Below are 17,433 nucleotides of genomic sequence, written 5' to 3' on the forward strand. Positions count from 1 at the left end.
TATACATAATAATTAATTATGAGCAAACAAGTAGAAAAGATTAAGGAGCTGATCGCTAAGCGCGAACAGGCTCGTCTTGGCGGTGGTGAGAAGGCCATCGAGAAGCAGCATGCACGTGGCAAATATACAGCTCGTGAGCGTATCGAAATGTTGGTAGATGCTGGCAGTTTCGAGGAGTACGACATGTTTAAGCTGCACCGTTGCACCAACTTCGGTATGGAGAAGAAGCAGTACCTCGGTGATGGTGTGGTAGCGGGTAGTGCTACAATAGCCGGCCGCCTGGTTTACGTATATGCTCAGGACTTCACCGTAAATGGTGGTTCTCTCTCTGAGACTATGGCACAGAAGATCTGCAAGGTAATGGATATGGCAATGACTATGGGTGCACCTGTTATCTGTATGAACGACTCAGGTGGTGCCCGCATCCAGGAAGGTATCTGCGCCCTCGCTGGTTATGGTGAGATTTTCGAGCGCAACATCCTCGCTTCTGGTGTCATCCCACAGATCTCTGCTATTATGGGCCCTTGCGCTGGTGGTGCCGTTTACTCTCCAGCCTTGACCGACTTCATCATCATGAAGGAGCAGACTTCTTATATGTTCCTGACAGGTCCTAAGGTTGTAAAGACCGTAACTGGTGAGGACATCGATGCTGAGCACCTCGGTGGTGCATCTGTTCACGCAACCAAGAGTGGTGTTACCCACTTCGCTGCCAAGACAGAGGAAGAGGCTATCGAGATGATCAAGAGCCTGCTCTCTTACATCCCAAGCAACAATACAGAAGAGGCTCCACGCATAGAGTGCACAGACCCTATCGACCGTATGGACGATACTCTGAACGAGATTATCCCTGAGGATCCTAACCAGGCATACGATATGTATAAGGTGATTGGCGCTGTAACTGATAACGGAGAGTTCTTCGAGGTTCAGCCTAAGTTCGCCAAGAACATCATCACCGGTTTCGCCCGCTTCAATGGTCAGAGCGTGGGTATCGTAGCCAACCAGCCAGCAGCTTACGCAGGTGTACTCGATGTAAACGCTAGCCGCAAGGCAGCCCGCTTCGTCCGTTTCTGCGATGCATTCAACATTCCTATCGTATCTCTGGTTGACGTACCAGGATTCTTGCCAGGTACAGGTCAGGAGTACAACGCTGTCATCCTCCACGGTGCACAGTTGCTCTACGCTTACGGCGAGGCTACCGTGCCAAAGATCACTATCACATTGCGTAAGAGCTATGGTGGTAGCCATATCGTGATGGGTTGCAAGCAGTTGCGTGCTGACTTGAACTTCGCTTGGCCATCTTCAGAGATTGCCGTAATGGGTGCCAGCGGTGCCGTTGCTGTTCTCTGCGGTAAGGAAGCTAAGGCTAAGAAGGAAGCTGGCGAGGATGTAAAGGCATTCCTGGCTGAGAAGGAGCAGGAATACACCGACAAGTTCGCTAATCCATATCAGGCTGCTCAGTATGGCTACATCGATGATGTCATCGAGCCACGCAATACCCGTTTCCGCATCTGCCGTGGTTTGGCTCAGCTCGCAACCAAGCGCCAGAGCTTGCCAGCTAAGAAGCATGGCTGTATGCCAATGTAATGATATAATTAAACATTAGAATAAATGGATAAGAATATTTATGCTGCGATTGCCATGGCACTCTATGAGTACCAGGGCAATAACGTACACGACAAGGAGCCTGGCATCATTACGATCAAGCCACGTCAGACGATGTGGAACGCCAAGTTCTTGAGTTTAACAGCCAAACCATAAAGATAAAGAAATGAAAGAGTTTAAATATACAATTGACGGAAAAGAATACAAGGTTCAGATTGACGCTGTTGAGGGTAACATCGCAAGCGTGAACGTAAATGGCGAAGCTTACAAGGTTGAGATGGAACAGGAAGCTGAACCAGAGAAGAAGAAGGTAGTGCTCGGTCAGCCTGCTGCATCTGATGATGCTGAGGCTACTCCAGCTGCCAACGTAAATACAGCCAACGCTGTAAAGGCTCCTCTCCCTGGTACTATCACCAGCATCGAGGTAGCTGTTGGTCAGGAAGTTAAGGCTGGCGATACAGTTGTCGTTCTCGAGGCTATGAAGATGCAGAACAACATCGAGGCTGAGAAGGATGGCAAGGTTACAGCTATCTGCGTAAAGCCTGGTCAGGCTGTACTCGAAGAGGATGCTCTCGTGGTTATCGAGTAATTTGAGAATTCGAGAATTATACTTCCTGATTCGGGAATTTATGATTCGGGAATTTATAAAGAATATCAAAGGTCGCAAGCTACGATAGTTTGCGACCTTTTTCTATACTGCTGTATGAGCATAAACTGCTATACAAAGTATTTTTTTCCAAAGAAAAAAGACATAAAGTACAATAAAATGATAGATTTAACAGAAGAACAGATAAAAAGATACAGCCGCCACATCCTCCTTCAGGATGTAGGCCTCGAGGGACAGGAAAAGCTCCTCAATGCCAAGGTGCTCATCATTGGTGCCGGAGGCTTGGGTTCTCCAGTTGCCCTCTACCTCGCTGCGGCTGGCGTGGGACATATCGGTATCGTGGATGCCGATGTGGTTGACCTCAGCAACCTGCAACGACAGGTCATCCACCAGACCAAGGACTTGAACACCCCTAAGGTGGAAAGCGCCAAGGAGAAGATGATTGCCATCAATCCTGATGTGGAGGTAACAACCTACCATACCTTCCTCGCCTCAGACAATGCCGAGGAAATCATCAAGCCATGGGATTTCGTCATTGATTGCACCGACAACTTCCCGGCGAAGTTCCTCATCAATGACGCCTGTGTGCGACTGGGCAAGGCATTCTCGCATGGCGGCATCCTGAGATTCCAGGGGCAGACCTTCACCCATCTTCCAGGCACGGCTTGTTACCGTTGTTTCTTCAAGGAGCCACCTCCAGCAGGCGCTGTTCCTACCAGTAGCCAGGCAGGAGTCCTGGGTGCCATCGCTGGTATGCTCGGAACCATCCAGGCTGCCGAGGCGTTGAAGTACTTCCTCGGTGTGGGCGAACTGCTCACCGACCGATTGCTCACCTTCGATGCCAAGACGATGAACTTCCGCACCATCAAGCTAAAGAAGCGTGCATCCTGCGAAATCTGCGGCGACCACCCTTCCATCGATCATCTCATCGACTATGAGTAGGCTGCGTGTGATTTGAGATAGAAGAAAGCATCGGGTAAACACGCACAACTTGATAAAAACAATTTAGGCAGTAACGCATCCTTTCGGATTCCGTTACTGCCTAAAATTTACCTATAGATTTTCAACCCATTTTCTCCCACTTTTCGTAAAAGCAGACCACAGGTATAGGCAACATGCAATGATACCTACCCCACCTAAAACAATGTACATTCCTTCCATAATCATTTCTTTTTTAATATGTTATCAGCAAACAGCGCTAAGAAAACAGTAGCAAACAATCCCACACCAAGCAAAAAAGCATATGGTTTAGCATCATCTACACCAAGTACCAAACCTACCGCAGCAACAACAACCATTGCAGTAAAGCAGGTATTTGCAAGTTGATATATAAACTTGCTTAGGTTTTCTCTACGGGTCTTTTCTTTTTCCCTATCTTCTTTTGCCGTCATAGCTTACGTTTTTTATTATTCCTGCAAATATACGATAAAAACCAATACAGTACAACTTATCTCCCTATTTTTTAGCAATCTTTATCTTTTCAAGAGATGTACATAGCGAAGAACATCAATTCGTGTGACTAAGGACCTTTGCATTTATTTTACTTATTCAATTCAAAAAGTTCTTTATACTTCATACTGATTTCACAACCATAATACTTCAATGATTGCATCTCACTCTCATCCAAAAGTTCATTATGCTCTAAATAAGTATAATTAAATCCAAACTTTACCCTTGACAAGTACGCTTTCTTATAAGACAAATTAAAATCAGAATTAGACTTTTCAAATTTTTCAATAAAGAATGCAGAACCAACAGTAAAACCAGAATTCCTTGATTTTACTTCTGAACAATAAAGAAAATTTCCATCAACATAAACATTTGAAAGTTTTGAATTCAATAAGAATAGTTTTACTGCTATTTGATCATATAAAGACAGAATATTCCATTGGGCAAAATATTCTTGCTTCATTTTACGATCAACACATTGATAATGGATAAGCCAATATACAGATTCATTCTGCTTTGGTTGAGACAATAGCCACGAAACAGTATCCTTATAGATTTGTATCTGTTTATATCCCTCTATTACATCATAACCAATATATTTTGAAATGAAGTCAGGTGAAAAAGGTTGAGTTATTAGATCCGGAGAACGCAATACTAAATCATCATCAGCTAATACGACAGGAAAAGCGTCTAGCGATAATCTATATACTGCAACAGCCCCTATACAATCACATAAAATACGTTCATAATCAGTTTGAATCATATTTTTCCAATCAGATAATTCTGTTTCATTCCTCTGCTTTAAATAAAATGATTGATAACCTTGTTTATGAACATATTTATTCATAACAAGTTGATCTCTTCTGATTCTATCAAAGAAAGGAGCCATCAACACCTTCATTTGGGCAAATGTATCTTGATTGTCAACTAACCATTTTACCATTCGTCCGTTTTCAAAACCTTTCTCCAAACTCTTCCATCTTTTCAATTCCTCTGGGTGAGAAGTCAGATAGAGAGTACCTATAGAAGTCTCTAATGATTGCCTCATCTGATAAAATGCACAATCAAAAAATCCCTGCTGAAAAAGATTTATCGAATTTTTCAAACACTGACAAGCCTCATTGAAAAACAAATTAGAATCCCAAGCATAGAAAAATCCCGTAGTTGCCATCTGTATCTGACTGATGGCAAAAAGATACTCATCAATATCTTTCAATTGCATTTTCACTAGAGGCGTATAAGATTTATCAAACTTCATATTTTCAATATGATACTTTATTTTATGGATCGTATCGGTGAATCAGATTACTTCAATACCACAACGTCTTATACATAGGCCACACATCAAATTGTGGAACAGGAGTCAACTTAGCAAAATGATTCTTCTCATCAAAATCATCCATCTACTGATTACCACTTTCGAATGATTTCAAACTTTCATATTCATCAGCCACCTCTATGATCAGTTCTGAATCTTTATTCATAACTAGCGCACAATAAATTTAATCTTCCAAGGACCTTTTGTTGCAGGCTCCTTCCAATTTTCCTTTGCAACCATCGAATCGTGAACAGCTTTGCGAACAGCCTTGGCAAATTCACCTTTAACCAATGGCTTTGGTGCATTAATACCTAACATCATAATCTTATCTCCTATTATTTAGTTTTTATAACTTGCCGTCAAAATTACGCTTTTTTCTCGAAACCACCAAGAAAATCACAAGAAATCTGCAAGTTATCAGCAGATAACCACGAAATCAACCGTAAACTATAAACAATTAACTGTAAACAGCTTTCCCCATGCGGTCCCATCCCGCAAAACATAGCGAGGGCTTTGATGCCCCGCCAACCTTAGAGCGTAGCGGTTCTGAGCACCGAAGGGCGGTTACATCTTCTCCCTTCGGGCAAGAGAAAGGATTGATGAGAGATGTGGCATACCTATTCCATATCCTACCACACTACCTAGCGTATTATGAAACAAATGCCATCAACAATCATCTAAGCCATAGGACATTCCAAAATCTGGGTATGCAATAAATCCAAGAACATGAGCCTGGTATAAACAGGAGATGTTTCCGGAAAATGCTGTTCTGCTCTTTCTAATTCCTCTGTGGCATATAGATACTTGAACTTGTTGCGCTCATAAAAGCTAAGAACTTTTGACTGATTATACGCATCAACAACCAAGAATCTGCATCCAGTCTTGTTGTCCTCCTGAACAAACCAAGTTTTGATAAAGTTCATTACCTGTTGCCCAACTAAGAAATTTCGTCCTTGATATTTCTTATTAACCCCTAGTCTTCCCAATAATACGGCAGGATAAGTACGAAGATGTTTTTGACCTGGTATAGTTCGTTGAACCTTATTAGCAGAAGGCTTTGGAATAAAAGTTGTCTTTACATAATCTATTAATGAGGAAGTTTAATCTTTACATTTTTTGAGCGTTCCATCATACGACGGATTGCATCTTGTGCACCTTCAGGGATTACTGTTGTGGCCGTATTCCTACTACTCTCAGCAATCTCAATAAAGCGCTCTGCGACATCACCTGTCAATACAGGAATTGTTTTAATAGCTATTGCCATAATTCATATCTCCTATTATTTAGTTTATATAACTTGCCGCCAAAGTTACGCTTTTTTTCTCGAAACCACCAAGAAAATCACAAGAAATCTGCAAGTTATCAGCAAATTACTACAAAATCAACCGTAAACTATAAACTATTAACTGTAAACTATAAACTGCTATTTCCAGGCGGTCCCAGCCCGCAAAATCTGGCGAGACCTTTGATTGGTCCGCCAACCTTATAGCGTAGCGGTTCCGAGCACCGAGTAGGGCGGTTTCCCTCTTCTTCCCTGAGGGGAGAAGACCGAGATGAGAGGTGGAGCCTTCCTTAACGGTAAGGAAGGACGGGTAGGTTTTCGAAAAAGCCTTCTTTAACGGTAAGGAAGGTTTCTGTCCCCTAGAAGGGGAACCGAAGGGGTCGAAAAGACTATTGAAGGTAGGTTTTCGAAAACTTCGCTTGAATGAATTGCGGCACTTTCCATGCCATTTTCACTTGTTTTTAGAAAACATCATTATGAGAACCAGTATTAGTCATCACTAAAACCAGCTCATCATTATATTGTTTCCATATCAACAGTCAATCTGGCATAATATGATATTCCTAACTTTTCAAACATGTCATCAGCACTCTTATATTCTGTCACTCTACCATGGCGAATATCATCCATAGCTTCTTCTATTCCAGCCATAACACTTTTGTCCTCCACTTGTATAGTTAATGTTGGCATAATCTCTATTTTAAACGTTTAACTTCTGCCGCAAAAGTACGTTTTTTTCTCGAAACCACCAAGAAAATCAAAAGAAATCTGCAACTCATCAGCAAATTACTACAAAAAACTGTAAACTATAAACTGCTTTCCCCAGGCGGTCCCAGCCCGCAAAACATGGCGCAGACCTTTGATGGTCCGACAACCATAAAGCGAAGCGGTTCCGAGCACCGGAGGGCGGTTTCCCTCTTCTTCCCTGAGGGGGAGAAGATCGAGATGAGAGGTGGAGCCTTCTTTAATGGTAAAGAAGGACGGGATGATTTTAGAACACACTTCTTACAGAAGAAACAGAGTTGCAGAAAACATCCCTTTCTAGAAAGAAAGTAATAAATGAGGCGATTACAAAATCGCCTCTTTATACTTTCTACGATATAACGAATATCCATATACCGGCAATGGCTTGCGATGACGGATGTTGTTGATGGCTGATAAGCAATACCTTCCAAGCAAGCCACCTTCAAGCCCTGGCGCTTCTCCAAGACTTCGATATATGCTTGGCTACTTCCACCACCTTGTTAGGATAGAAGTACAAGCCTACCACAGCACAGTTACTCTTTGGATGTTCAGGCTTCTCCTCGATGCTCAGGCAATTGCCCTGCTCATCAAATTCAGCCACACCATATCGCTCAGGGATCGCTTACCCGATAACCAAAGACGGTAGCTTTGCTATTCTGCTCACGGATACCTGCCAGCATCAAAACCGAGATAGGATAATAAATCATCGGTTTATCAAAGATAGGAATCAGCTGCTTGCTGATACCTTTGGTGATGGGGTACAAGCGTGTTCCGCTTCCTCCTGCTAATACAATTCCTTTCATATAATTATTATTTATTGATCAATAACATTATTCGAAAACCTACCTTCAATAGTCTTTGCGACCCTTTCGGTTCCCCTTACAGGGGACAGAAACCTTCCTTACCGTTAAAGAAGGAGATTTTCGAATCCCTCCGTCTCCCTTTAGCCTCGGTACTTATCGAGTTCTAAAAATAATCTTAACTATCTATTGTGTGTTTCGTATGGTATCATTGAAGGGCCCACACGGATCTCACGAATCTCACGGATTCTTTTTCGTTGCAAGCAACGGGTATTCTCATTTGGTCTCAATGGAAAAACTCCGAAGGAGTAAAAATCCGTGAGATCAGTGAGATCCGTGTGAGAAAACAAAAAACTCCGCAAGGAGTCAAAAATTCGTGAAATTCGAGAGATTCGTGTTCAAAAATCTACATCAATTATTGTTTTCCAATCTCGTCCTGGGCCTTCTTCAAGGCGCGGATTCTTAACTCCTTCTCTACTCGCTTCTTCACCTCCTTCTCTATCTTGTCCTCAATAATCTGGTTGAGAGGACGGGAGAATGGATGCCAACCGTAATCGGCGTTCTCCTTCGTGTGACAGAACAACACCGTGCAAATTTCCAACAATGCCTCCAGGCGAACCTCCTCGCTATCATAATGGGTGAAAATCCAATTGGTGAAACGAACAAACTCGGAGAGCAACATATGATCGCCCTTGTTCAAATGAGTGAAGAAAGTGCGGTTCAGGTGAAACTCTTTCTTGATGTCACTCTTCTTCAACACCCAGGCACGCATGTCTTCGGTCAACTCATGATAAGTCGCCTTCTCTGAATAAATGTGCTTGGCAGACTTCACCAACTGGTTTGAAAACTTGTCGAAACGCTGCTCAGCAGTCTTCGACGAAATCTCAGCCGCGAGCTTCAACTTCTCAGCGGCAGAAAGCAGGAAATTCTTTTTTCCATCGTTCCTTTTTAAATAAAATTAATAATTAAATTATTTATTTTTACCACAATGTGGTAAATTCCGATTTCCTATATCGCCCTTTTGTCGTAACTTTGCCGACAGTTACCGATTGGTGAACAGCGGGGTGAACACTTGCCCCAAGCATTCACCTTTTCGGCTCCGGGGTGAACCCTAGTAAAAAGAACTTTGTATATACAGCGCATGCTAGAAATATAAAGAGTCTCTATTACAATGGGTTACGGGGTGTTTTTAACACATTATTAACGCTAAAGGTTGGCATCGGGGTTCACCCTTCACCGACTTCATCGCCAAGTGTTCACCCACACTCTTAGTTAGAGAACGTTGCAAACAAGAAAATAGTATAAACAACTAATAATTTTATCAATATGGAAGAAGAATCAAACACCAACTGCATGGAAGAGACAGCTACGATGCCCTCGTACTTCCCTTGCATCAAATCTTCGGAGAGCCATCGACTCGTCGACTGGCTGTATTTCAAGAGCATGATTACCTCTGGCACAGAGCTTCGAATGATGACCGAAACTTACCGCAAGCGCCTCGCCATCAGCAAGCAGTTTGCCGACCAGTACAAGCCTGAGATGCCTGCCATCACGGTTTCGGCGCTTATGGACGGCTACGGCAGACAACTTGCCAACTTCCTCAAACCGACCTACATGTTCCAGCTCGACTTCGACCATGTGAAGAAGGAAGATATGGAGCATCTTATCCAACTGGTGAGAGGCGACAACCATACGATGGTAGAGTATATCACCGTGAGCGGCAGGGGATTCAGAGTGTTCTGCGCCTACCATCCTGTGGATGATGACGACATCAGCGTACTGGAACTCTTCGATGCCGTGCTGCAGAAGGCGATGGCTTACTACACCCAGCTCCTGGGTATCGCTCCCGACAAGCAGTGTATAGATATCACCCGATGCGCCGGACTTGCCTACGACCCGGATGCCTATTTCCGTTGGGATGCCGAGCCTTTTGCCATGGGACCGAAGGACCTGAAGCCCCTCTATATGAAGAAGGCGTTGCAGGCGAAGTATTCTGCCAGGCGAAACGCCAAGGGCGGCAAGCGAACCATCAAGGTGAAAGAGGAGGCGAAGTCAAGCGACCAGGGGGCGCCTACCATCGAGGAGGCGGCTTCCCACATCAAGGAACTGCTCGACTTGTGGGGCTACCGATTCGAACCAGAGCATCACAACGAGTACGTGTGGCACTTTGCCGACATCTGCATCTACTATGGCATCCCGCTGGAAGAAGCCCAGTCCTACGCCGACCGTGAGTTTGGCTCCAGTTACCAGGATACGGCTTCCGTCGTCAAGTCTCGCTACAAGCATCTGCACAAGTTTGGCATCTGGCATTTCTATCGCCAGGGCGAGGGTCGCAGCGGCAAGCCATCAGTAAGACGCATCAAGCAGTGGCTACTCACCCACTATCTGTTCCGCCGAAACGTGCTGACGGGATTTTACGAGGTGGAGAGCCGCATCGTTTTAGACGGCAAGTATCCAGACTGGATCCGCATCGACGACAACATCGAGAACTCCATCTGGAGCGAGATGGACGAGTCGGGGCAGCATCTCTCGGAGAAGACCTTGCACAACATCATCAACAGCGACTTCAGCGAGCCCTTCGACCCCTTGGTCGATTACCTGCGCAGTCTGCCGAAATGGAAGAAGGGAGAGGATCCCGACTACATCGAACAGCTTGCCGACCGCATCGAGGTGGAAAACCTGCCCGCCAACGAGCATACGCAGAAACTCTTCCGCTATTTCTTCAAGAAGTGGCTAGTGGCGATGGTAGTGGCGTGGGTAACACCGAAGGTGGTGAACCAGATGATACTCATCTTCGTGGGCAAGGGCGGCATCTTCAAGACCACGTTCTTCCAGATGCAGTTGCCCCCACAGTTGCGCCAGTACTTCCTCAACGACTCGACGGGAGCCTATACCGACAAGGATTTCATGGAGGCTTTCAGCAGCAAGGCTCTGCTCTGTCTCGACGAGTTTGAGATGGTATTCGGCAAGAACCTGAGCGCCTTCAAGAGCAACATGACCAAGGTGACATTCTCCATCCGCCGGCCTTACGACAAGTACCGTTCGGAGATGCCCCACCGCGGATCGCTCTGCGGCACCACCAACAACCAGCAGTTCATCACCGACGAGGAGAATCGCCGCTACTGTCCTTGGCTGGTAAAGAGCATCGAGAGTCCGATAGACCACCCGATAGACTACGACCACGTGTTTGCCGAGGCAGTAGCACTGGGTCAGGAGGTGATGAGCCATCCTAAGGGCGAGCCCCTGGAGTGGACATACTGGTTGACGAGGGATGACATCGAACTGATGCGCAGCCACAACCGCCTCTTCATGGTAGCCAACTATGCTGAGGAGCAGATACTCCGTTTCTACCGGGTACCGGAGCCAGATACGCCGCTACAGTTTATCAAGTTCCGCTACAGTGCCGAGATACTGGAGAGGATAGGTGTGAACCCTGCCCTTCGCCAGAACCTGAACAACCAGAATATCGGTAACGTGATGAAGCGTCTTGGATTCAAGAAGATTCACAAGAAGAACGGCAACGGCTGGGCTGTGATAGAGAAGGAAGGTAGCGAAATCAACAGCGATTCCTTCATCGATCCCAGCGATACCATGGAGGATTAAGTATCTTGGTTACGATAGCTAAGTATCATGGTTACGATGGCTAAGTATCATAGTTACGGATGGTATTTAAGTCGCACACGGATCTCACGGATCTCACGGATTCTTTTTCGTTGCAAGCAACGGTTCTCACCTTGCCTCACAGTAAAAACTCCGAAGGAGTCGAAAATCCGTGAGATCCGTGAGATCCGTGTGGGAAAAATTCAACATTAATAATAAAGTCAATGGATTTACGAAGTTACACCAAGCAGGAGTTAGCCCTGCTCTATTTTCCGGATTCCGACCCGGACGTGGCAAGATCTCATCTGATGAGATGGATAGTAAGATGCACCCAGCTCTATGAGCAGCTGCTGAAGAGTGGATACACCAAGAACAGCAAGGAGTTCAATCCCCTGCAAGTATCCTATATTTTCTTCCATTTGGGAGAGCCCTGATATTTATCAGTGATAATCGGTGAGTATCGTGGAGCAACATTGAGCATCGGTGAGTTGGGAATGAGAAATGTTGTATCTTTGCATTGTGATTCAGAAAGAGAAGTCCCACACGGATCTCACAGATCTCACGGATTCTTTTTCGTTGCAAGCAACGATTATTCTCATTTGGTCTCAATGGAAAAACTCCGAAGGAGTAAAAATCCGTGAGATCCGTGAGATCCGTGTGAAAAAACAAAAACACTTAACATTTAAAAACTATGTTGCTTTACGTACTAAAACTAAATCAGAACGCCAAGATGCCAGAGGCATACGGCAAGTACTACGCCTATCCAGTCATCACGCAGACGGTAGGTACCGACGGCCTGGCCGGACACATGGCTAGCCACAACACTCCTTTCTCCAAGGGAGCCATCAAGGGCATGATTACCGATATGGTATCGTGCATCAAGGAACTCACCTTGCAGGGTATCGCTGTGAAGATCGACGACCTCGCCATCTTCTCCATCGGCATCCGCAACAAGGAGGGAGCTGCCTCGGAGAAGGAGTTCACCATCGCCAAGAACATCGACGGCTTCCGTCTCCGTGCTCGTGGCACCGGTGAGTTCAGCGCCAAGACCATCAACCTCGATGCTACGCTGAAGAAGGCCTCTGCTCTGTTAGGGGATGGCACCACCACGGATACCAACCCGGATACCGGGAAGGATACCACTGGTGGAGACAACACCAGCCAAGGCGGTAGCGGAACCACAGGAGGTGACAACACCGACCAGGGCGGTAGCGGAACCACAGGAGACGATAATGTAAGCTTGTAGTAAGCCTAGCCTCCTGGCATCTGAAACAAGAGAAAGCGCATCGGCAGGATGCAGTCCGGAGTAATCCGAGGGCACATCAGGAATGAGTTCATCACTCAACATTCAACATTGTCAATTCATCGCCCTGAACGGATGCTTGCTCATCCTGCCCGCTTCCTTCTTGGTTTCCCACACGGATCTCACGGATCTCACGGATTCTTTTTCGTTGCAAGCAACGGTTCTCACCTTGCCTCACAGTAAAAACTCCGAAGGAGTCGAAAATCCGTGAGATCCGTGAGATCCGTGTGGGAAAAATTCAACATTTAACATTCAAAATTAATCATCATGAAAGTAAACTGGAAATCCGTCATCAATTTCGTCATCACTGTCCTCACCGCCGTCCTCAGCTCTTTCTGCATGCAGAGCTGCGCCAACCTCTAAGTCGCTCACGGATCTTTACATCACTAGGCGATGAATACCTTTTGCCATGTCATCAACATTAAAGTTTACCAATAAGCCAACTTTCTTATGTGCGATTTTGAGATACGTCATCAACTGCTTATAATGTACCGGATGTAATTCTTCTACAGATTTCAGTTCAATAATCACCTTGTCTTCGACAAGAAGATCCAACCGATAATCACACGGAAGCTTTACTCCGTCATAGATGACTGGAAGCGGAACTTGCTGTTCTACCTTCAAGCCCTCCTTGCGAAGCTGATGAACCAAAGACTCCTCATAAATCTGCTCAAAAAGACCTGGTCCCCAATAGTTGTAAACTTCAAAGATTGCACCGCGAATCTTATAAGTCAAATCGCCATATAATAACATAAGCCATAAAAAAGACTCACACCCATCTTAAACGGAAAATCCGTGAGATCTGTGAGATCCGTGTGCAAAATTAAACATTAATTCTTAATAATCCAAAGAAAGCAATGAAGAATCCAAGAAAAATCGATCTGATTGTGGTACATTGCAGTGCCACACGTGTAAACCAGGACTTCCCAGTAGAAGCCTTGGAAGCCTGCCACAAGGCACGTGGTTTCCACTCCATCGGTTACCACTATTACATTACGAAGGATGGCATGGTCTATCCCTGCCGTCCAGAAACCGAGGTGGGTGCTCACGCCCGCCACTACAACGCCCACAGCATCGGAATCTGCTACGAGGGTGGTCTCGACGAGAAAGGCAAGCCTGCCGACACTCGCACTCCAGCCCAGAAGGATTCTCTGGAAGACCTCCTCTACGGTCTCTCCCTCGACTATCCCGATGCCAAGATCCTAGGCCATCGCGACCTCCCCTGGGTCCGCAAGAGCTGTCCTTGCTTCGATGTCAAGGAATGGCTGAAGGAAATCGACTTCCATCTCTAGAAAGCCCGAACAGACCCCAGAAATTCGTGAGATTCGTGTTCAAAATCATCCCAGCTTGTAAGTCCTAAAAAGCTTATGGGTTGGGATTTTTTCTTTGTTTATTCACATCATTCGTCACCACTTATATTCAGAAGGAAATTTTACTTGGACAAATCTGAAATTGTGCCCAATAATGGAAATCTCCTTGGCTAAAGTTCCACTATTCGCAGAGGGAGTCCTCATAAACGCCAACATATTTCTAGCGGCATCTCCACGTAGAGGAGTTACGTCAGGAGCATAATAATCTCTCCAACCAAACAGGCAGATTTTCTCTGGAAAAGTCAATATGTAATGAGCCATCAATGGGTCTAACAATAATCGTTCCAAGGATTTCTTCATCTGTGCAGAAGCCTTGGCTCTCTTGCCCAAAGGATACTTGCCATCATTGGGATTGACATACTTCTCTTCGGAGCAAGTCAAATCACAAAAGGCAATTTTGTTATGCTCGTCCGTTGCATCGACCAATAAGTAATCGCACCTATCCCTCATCGCAGCTACAGTATTATCAAATTGATTGACATACTTCTCAAAATCCACAATGGCTACAGGACTGGCAGATGTATCCAGTCTCAAATTAACCCTGTCACATTGAGCACGACGTGGACGGTGTCCTTGACAATCATCACAAGCCTTGGAGTCTGACAATTCGACAAGCCCCCTATGGATAGTCATATCAACAACCACCCCATGGGTATCCAAGTCATACTCCTGAGGATAATGCACTTGCAGCAATCGGTCTATCAACAATTCGTCTCTCATCTGCTCAACTCGTTAAACTCATTATATATGGCAGACATCATCTCTGTCAAGTCGTATGTATCAACCAGAGCTTTTCCTTCCTCATCCGTTGCCATGAGAGTTTGAGCATTTCCATCGTATATTCTATATACTGCCAAATCCTCAGGCTCAACTCTCGCACGATCCGCAGCCGTTTGACGAATCAAAACGTTCAAGTAGTTCAAGATATAAGGACTATGTGTAGCCATTATAATTCCCATCTTACGGTCATTGGAAGAAGCTGCATTAACTGTCTTCACCAAATCATCTATTAAGCGGCACTGAGCATCTGGGAAAAGACTAAGTTCAGGCTCCTCTAAATGAATATGCACATACTTTGGTAAGTCAGCCAGCTCGATAACCGGAGAAAACTTAGTCAACAATTCGTTGTCATAAAGGTAGTCAAGCACAGACCGACGGAAAGCCTCCTTAAAGGAATAATCCTTGGCAAAATGCTGCACGATGACGGAAAGAGGAGTGGATGTTTGGATACCAGATGAAGCCTGGGTAAGCTCTATTGGAGCATAGGCATCGTTAACAGGCATAACAGTTAATTTAACAGGACGTCCCTTAGGATGTTTCACGGAAAGTTTCAGTCCCAAATAAGAGAGATCATATTCCTTGTCATCCTTCACCGCCTGGGCAAAGTCATTCATAGTCTCATGAAAATAAAATCCCAAAGACGCATTCTTATTCGTCAAGGCATTAGCCGTCCATGAAGGGATGACATTTCTATTCTCCGAGACAAAAGACTCTTTCCAAAAGGTCAAATCTTCTTCACTTATCTCAGGCAAGAGCGTACGCTTAATCTTGGAATTGCCATACTCTATGCTATACACATTACCAGAATCTGCATGCACCTCATATCGTATATATGAATTACTCTGAAAGAAAGCCACAAGATTAGTAGTCTTTACCAAAGACTCGAAGCGTATTCTGAAAGGAGAGTTTGTTATTTTCGAATGTTTTAAAAAAGATCGAATATTAGCTCGCTTATATAGATAGCGCATTAGGACAAGTACCTTCATCAGTGTACTTTTCCCGATGGCAGACTCACCTATAAGAACTGTAAGAGGAAGAATCTCCAACTGTTCAATATGGCGAAGCGGTCCAACATTGTGTATGGTAATATATTCCTTCATATACTTTTTCTGATTGTATTCACTAAAAAAACATTTTTATGGTTGCAAAATTACATTTTTTTATTGAAACGACCAAGCAAAAGAAGAAAAAAGACCGAACAGGTCCTGAAATTCGTGTTATTCGAGTTATTCGTGTTCAAAATCATCCCAGCTTGTAAGTCCTAAAAAGCTTATGGGTTGGGATTTTTTCTTTGTTTATTCACATCATTTCTCTCCCCCATCAGCACTCTCATCACACTTGGCATATACATTCTCATCCCCCAATACGAATGTCCTGCATCAATCTGCTCAACGGACGTTTATGTATTTCTTTACTTTCACTATATGTTCCCAAGACAAACCTCTTCAAATTTTCATCAGTCAAGTTAAGTTTTCCCCAGGCGGTCCCAGCCCGCATAATCTGGCGTAGACCTTTGATGGTCCGCCAACCTTAGAGCGTAGCGGTTCTGAGCACCGGAGGGCGGTTTCCCTCTTCTTCCCTGAGGGGAGAAGACCGAGATGAGAGGTGGAGCCTTCCTTACTATGAGAACCAGTATTAGTCATCACTAAAACCAGCTCATCATTATATTGTTTCCATATCAACAGCCAATCTGGCATAATACTACATTCCCAACTTTTCAAACATATCATCAGCACTTTCATACTCCGTCACTCTACCATGACGAATATCATCCATTGCTTCTTCTATTCCAGCCATAACACTATTATCTTCCACCTGTATAGTTAATGTTGCCATAACCTATAATTTTAAACGTTAAACTTTTCCGCAAAAGTACGCTTTTTTATTGAAACCACCAAGAAAAAAGCCGAAAATCTGCAAGCTATCAGCAAATTACGAAATGCGCCAGCCGACAAGCACTCGCAACTCTGTTGCGCCAAACAATCGCAATTTTATTGCGTAAGCCCTCCCAGCCAGCCCCTTGTGGGCACAGGCTCCGCTGGCTGACCAAAACTCTGGCGGCGCTATAGCAGAGCCAGCTACATCCTCTCGTCCCTGAGGTTTCTGTCCCCCAGAACTGGGGGAACCGAAGGGGGCGTAAAGACTATTGAAGAGAGGCTTGGAGAGAAAGGTGGAGCCTTCCTTAAGGGTAAGGAAGGACGGGTAGGTTTTCGAAAAACATCTCCTTTTCGAAGTATTCCTTTGTTTCCATAATCCTGATTTTTAAGAATTCGGATGCAAAGGTAAATACTTAATGTGTTAAAACCTTACGCTGTAATGGTGATATACCGACGGTTGCGAGCATTTGCAGACTCACGCATCTCCTTCGCCTCATTGTCGCCGATTACAACCTCGGCGAACTTTGGCTTGCCGTTTAATTGTTTCTTGCCTTGTACCATAATTTGAACAGTTTAAAATCACGGTGCAAAGGTACGAAACTTTTTCTAGGCACACAATACGGCATTCACCGAAGACTTACCGTTCATTTTCCTCTGCCTCACGAACAAATCGTTCGGCAGTCTCACCTGTCAAAACAGGA

Annotated in this window: 22 protein-coding genes and 1 pseudogene; 9 read left to right on the forward strand and 14 right to left on the reverse strand. The window is 44.8% G+C overall.

Going from position 1 to position 17,433, the window contains the following annotated elements; all coding sequences use genetic code 11:
- Window positions 1–18: 18 nt before the first annotated feature.
- From CFT61_RS11535 to CFT61_RS11545, 4 genes are all read left to right on the forward strand, one after another.
- The gene (locus CFT61_RS11535) at window positions 19–1,584 is read left to right on the forward strand and encodes an acyl-CoA carboxylase subunit beta (protein ID WP_089544577.1); all 1,566 of its coding nucleotides are present in this window, start codon (window positions 19–21) and stop codon (window positions 1,582–1,584) included.
- A gap of 24 nt (window positions 1,585–1,608) precedes the next feature.
- The gene (locus tag CFT61_RS16995) at window positions 1,609–1,758 is read left to right on the forward strand and encodes a hypothetical protein (protein WP_176425588.1); all 150 of its coding nucleotides are present in this window, start codon (window positions 1,609–1,611) and stop codon (window positions 1,756–1,758) included.
- A 10-nt stretch (window positions 1,759–1,768) separates the two neighbouring features.
- A complete protein-coding gene (locus tag CFT61_RS11540; RefSeq protein ID WP_022252631.1) occupies window positions 1,769–2,191 on the forward strand; it encodes a biotin/lipoyl-containing protein in 423 nt (140 codons plus the stop codon).
- Between the two features lie 177 nt (window positions 2,192–2,368).
- Entirely contained in the window at window positions 2,369–3,151 is a 783-nt protein-coding gene (locus CFT61_RS11545; protein ID WP_217899091.1) for a HesA/MoeB/ThiF family protein, read from the forward strand.
- A gap of 221 nt (window positions 3,152–3,372) precedes the next feature.
- On the opposite strand, the gene CFT61_RS11550 is transcribed toward CFT61_RS11545, so the two are convergent.
- From CFT61_RS11550 to CFT61_RS11580, 8 genes and pseudogenes are all read right to left on the reverse strand, one after another.
- Window positions 3,373–3,600, reverse strand: a complete 228-nt coding sequence (locus CFT61_RS11550; protein ID WP_089544578.1) for a hypothetical protein — start codon at window positions 3,598–3,600, stop codon at window positions 3,373–3,375.
- Between the two features lie 149 nt (window positions 3,601–3,749).
- A complete protein-coding gene (locus CFT61_RS11555; protein ID WP_089544579.1) occupies window positions 3,750–4,916 on the reverse strand; it encodes a hypothetical protein in 1,167 nt (388 codons plus the stop codon).
- A 228-nt stretch (window positions 4,917–5,144) separates the two neighbouring features.
- Window positions 5,145–5,297, reverse strand: coding sequence for a hypothetical protein (locus tag CFT61_RS17000; RefSeq protein WP_176425589.1), 153 nt, complete (start codon window positions 5,295–5,297; stop codon window positions 5,145–5,147).
- A 356-nt stretch (window positions 5,298–5,653) separates the two neighbouring features.
- Window positions 5,654–5,899 (reverse strand): hypothetical protein, encoded by a 246-nt coding sequence (locus CFT61_RS11565; RefSeq protein ID WP_089544581.1) that lies wholly within the window; start codon window positions 5,897–5,899, stop codon window positions 5,654–5,656.
- A gap of 164 nt (window positions 5,900–6,063) precedes the next feature.
- On the reverse strand, window positions 6,064–6,240 hold the full coding sequence (locus CFT61_RS17005; RefSeq protein ID WP_176425590.1) for a hypothetical protein: 177 nt from the start codon (window positions 6,238–6,240) through the stop codon (window positions 6,064–6,066).
- Between the two features lie 534 nt (window positions 6,241–6,774).
- Window positions 6,775–6,948, reverse strand: a complete 174-nt coding sequence (locus tag CFT61_RS17010; RefSeq protein WP_176425591.1) for a hypothetical protein — start codon at window positions 6,946–6,948, stop codon at window positions 6,775–6,777.
- A 464-nt stretch (window positions 6,949–7,412) separates the two neighbouring features.
- A pseudogene (locus tag CFT61_RS11575) lies at window positions 7,413–7,805 on the reverse strand (sugar phosphate nucleotidyltransferase); the annotation flags it as partial.
- Window positions 7,806–8,217: 412 nt separating this feature from the next.
- On the reverse strand, window positions 8,218–8,703 hold the full coding sequence (locus tag CFT61_RS11580) for a hypothetical protein (protein WP_089544583.1): 486 nt from the start codon (window positions 8,701–8,703) through the stop codon (window positions 8,218–8,220).
- A 425-nt stretch (window positions 8,704–9,128) separates the two neighbouring features.
- Between CFT61_RS11580 and CFT61_RS11585 the strand changes: the two genes are divergently transcribed.
- The 4 genes from CFT61_RS11585 (at window position 9,129) to CFT61_RS17015 (ending at window position 13,068) form a co-directional block, all read left to right on the forward strand.
- Entirely contained in the window at window positions 9,129–11,405 is a 2,277-nt protein-coding gene (locus CFT61_RS11585) for a VapE domain-containing protein (RefSeq protein WP_089544584.1), read from the forward strand.
- Window positions 11,406–11,626: 221 nt separating this feature from the next.
- Window positions 11,627–11,836, forward strand: a complete 210-nt coding sequence (locus tag CFT61_RS11590) for a DUF4248 domain-containing protein (protein WP_089544585.1) — start codon at window positions 11,627–11,629, stop codon at window positions 11,834–11,836.
- 257 nt (window positions 11,837–12,093) lie between these two features.
- Window positions 12,094–12,648 (forward strand): DNA-binding protein, encoded by a 555-nt coding sequence (locus CFT61_RS11595; protein WP_089544586.1) that lies wholly within the window; start codon window positions 12,094–12,096, stop codon window positions 12,646–12,648.
- A gap of 324 nt (window positions 12,649–12,972) precedes the next feature.
- A complete protein-coding gene (locus tag CFT61_RS17015; RefSeq protein WP_153098218.1) occupies window positions 12,973–13,068 on the forward strand; it encodes a smalltalk protein in 96 nt (31 codons plus the stop codon).
- 15 nt (window positions 13,069–13,083) lie between these two features.
- Here CFT61_RS17015 and CFT61_RS11600 read toward each other — a convergent pair whose 3' ends face one another.
- The gene (locus tag CFT61_RS11600) at window positions 13,084–13,458 is read right to left on the reverse strand and encodes a GxxExxY protein (protein WP_089544587.1); all 375 of its coding nucleotides are present in this window, start codon (window positions 13,456–13,458) and stop codon (window positions 13,084–13,086) included.
- A 104-nt stretch (window positions 13,459–13,562) separates the two neighbouring features.
- Between CFT61_RS11600 and CFT61_RS11605 the strand changes: the two genes are divergently transcribed.
- Complete coding sequence (locus tag CFT61_RS11605) at window positions 13,563–13,997, forward strand: N-acetylmuramoyl-L-alanine amidase (protein ID WP_089544588.1); 435 nt, start codon at window positions 13,563–13,565, stop codon at window positions 13,995–13,997.
- Between the two features lie 114 nt (window positions 13,998–14,111).
- On the opposite strand, the gene CFT61_RS11610 is transcribed toward CFT61_RS11605, so the two are convergent.
- The 5 genes from CFT61_RS11610 to CFT61_RS17305 form a co-directional block, all read right to left on the reverse strand.
- Window positions 14,112–14,795: a hypothetical protein gene (locus tag CFT61_RS11610; RefSeq protein ID WP_089544589.1), complete on the reverse strand. Its 684-nt coding sequence runs from the start codon at window positions 14,793–14,795 to the stop codon at window positions 14,112–14,114.
- The gene (locus CFT61_RS11615; protein ID WP_089544590.1) at window positions 14,792–15,955 is read right to left on the reverse strand and encodes an AAA family ATPase; all 1,164 of its coding nucleotides are present in this window, start codon (window positions 15,953–15,955) and stop codon (window positions 14,792–14,794) included. The genes CFT61_RS11610 and CFT61_RS11615 overlap by 4 nt, the downstream gene beginning before the upstream one ends.
- A gap of 360 nt (window positions 15,956–16,315) precedes the next feature.
- Window positions 16,316–16,597, reverse strand: a complete 282-nt coding sequence (locus tag CFT61_RS17515; protein WP_142990626.1) for a type II toxin-antitoxin system YafQ family toxin — start codon at window positions 16,595–16,597, stop codon at window positions 16,316–16,318.
- Window positions 16,557–16,691 (reverse strand): hypothetical protein, encoded by a 135-nt coding sequence (locus CFT61_RS17300; RefSeq protein WP_254918957.1) that lies wholly within the window; start codon window positions 16,689–16,691, stop codon window positions 16,557–16,559. The genes CFT61_RS17515 and CFT61_RS17300 overlap by 41 nt, the downstream gene beginning before the upstream one ends.
- A 470-nt stretch (window positions 16,692–17,161) precedes the next feature.
- Complete coding sequence (locus CFT61_RS17305) at window positions 17,162–17,293, reverse strand: hypothetical protein (protein ID WP_254918958.1); 132 nt, start codon at window positions 17,291–17,293, stop codon at window positions 17,162–17,164.
- Between the last annotated feature and the right edge of the window lie 140 nt (window positions 17,294–17,433).

This window comes from Segatella copri (assembly GCF_002224675.1).
Taxonomy (GTDB): Bacteria; Bacteroidota; Bacteroidia; order Bacteroidales; family Bacteroidaceae; genus Prevotella; species Prevotella copri_U.

Excerpts from the sequence above, each read along its gene's own strand:
- CFT61_RS17010 (WP_176425591.1), bottom strand. The coding sequence starts at position 6,948 with ATGCCAACATTAACTATACAAGTGGAGGACAAAAGTGTTATGGCTGGA.
- CFT61_RS17000 (WP_176425589.1), bottom strand. The coding sequence starts at position 5,297 with ATGATGTTAGGTATTAATGCACCAAAGCCATTGGTTAAAGGTGAATTT.
- CFT61_RS11600 (WP_089544587.1), bottom strand. The coding sequence starts at position 13,458 with ATGTTATTATATGGCGATTTGACTTATAAGATTCGCGGTGCAATCTTT.
- CFT61_RS11605 (WP_089544588.1), top strand. The coding sequence starts at position 13,563 with ATGAAGAATCCAAGAAAAATCGATCTGATTGTGGTACATTGCAGTGCC.
- CFT61_RS11610 (WP_089544589.1), bottom strand. The coding sequence starts at position 14,795 with ATGAGAGACGAATTGTTGATAGACCGATTGCTGCAAGTGCATTATCCT.
- CFT61_RS11595 (WP_089544586.1), top strand. The coding sequence starts at position 12,094 with ATGTTGCTTTACGTACTAAAACTAAATCAGAACGCCAAGATGCCAGAG.
- CFT61_RS11615 (WP_089544590.1), bottom strand. The coding sequence starts at position 15,955 with ATGAAGGAATATATTACCATACACAATGTTGGACCGCTTCGCCATATT.
- CFT61_RS17300 (WP_254918957.1), bottom strand. The coding sequence starts at position 16,691 with ATGGCAACATTAACTATACAGGTGGAAGATAATAGTGTTATGGCTGGA.
- CFT61_RS17005 (WP_176425590.1), bottom strand. The coding sequence starts at position 6,240 with ATGGCAATAGCTATTAAAACAATTCCTGTATTGACAGGTGATGTCGCA.
- CFT61_RS17305 (WP_254918958.1), bottom strand. The coding sequence starts at position 17,293 with ATGGTACAAGGCAAGAAACAATTAAACGGCAAGCCAAAGTTCGCCGAG.
- CFT61_RS11565 (WP_089544581.1), bottom strand. The coding sequence starts at position 5,899 with ATGAACTTTATCAAAACTTGGTTTGTTCAGGAGGACAACAAGACTGGA.
- CFT61_RS16995 (WP_176425588.1), top strand. The coding sequence starts at position 1,609 with ATGGATAAGAATATTTATGCTGCGATTGCCATGGCACTCTATGAGTAC.
- CFT61_RS17515 (WP_142990626.1), bottom strand. The coding sequence starts at position 16,597 with ATGAAAGTGCTGATGATATGTTTGAAAAGTTGGGAATGTAGTATTATG.
- CFT61_RS11555 (WP_089544579.1), bottom strand. The coding sequence starts at position 4,916 with ATGAAGTTTGATAAATCTTATACGCCTCTAGTGAAAATGCAATTGAAA.
- CFT61_RS11585 (WP_089544584.1), top strand. The coding sequence starts at position 9,129 with ATGGAAGAAGAATCAAACACCAACTGCATGGAAGAGACAGCTACGATG.
- CFT61_RS11550 (WP_089544578.1), bottom strand. The coding sequence starts at position 3,600 with ATGACGGCAAAAGAAGATAGGGAAAAAGAAAAGACCCGTAGAGAAAAC.
- CFT61_RS11535 (WP_089544577.1), top strand. The coding sequence starts at position 19 with ATGAGCAAACAAGTAGAAAAGATTAAGGAGCTGATCGCTAAGCGCGAA.
- CFT61_RS11545 (WP_217899091.1), top strand. The coding sequence starts at position 2,369 with ATGATAGATTTAACAGAAGAACAGATAAAAAGATACAGCCGCCACATC.
- CFT61_RS11540 (WP_022252631.1), top strand. The coding sequence starts at position 1,769 with ATGAAAGAGTTTAAATATACAATTGACGGAAAAGAATACAAGGTTCAG.
- CFT61_RS17015 (WP_153098218.1), top strand. The coding sequence starts at position 12,973 with ATGAAAGTAAACTGGAAATCCGTCATCAATTTCGTCATCACTGTCCTC.
- CFT61_RS11590 (WP_089544585.1), top strand. The coding sequence starts at position 11,627 with ATGGATTTACGAAGTTACACCAAGCAGGAGTTAGCCCTGCTCTATTTT.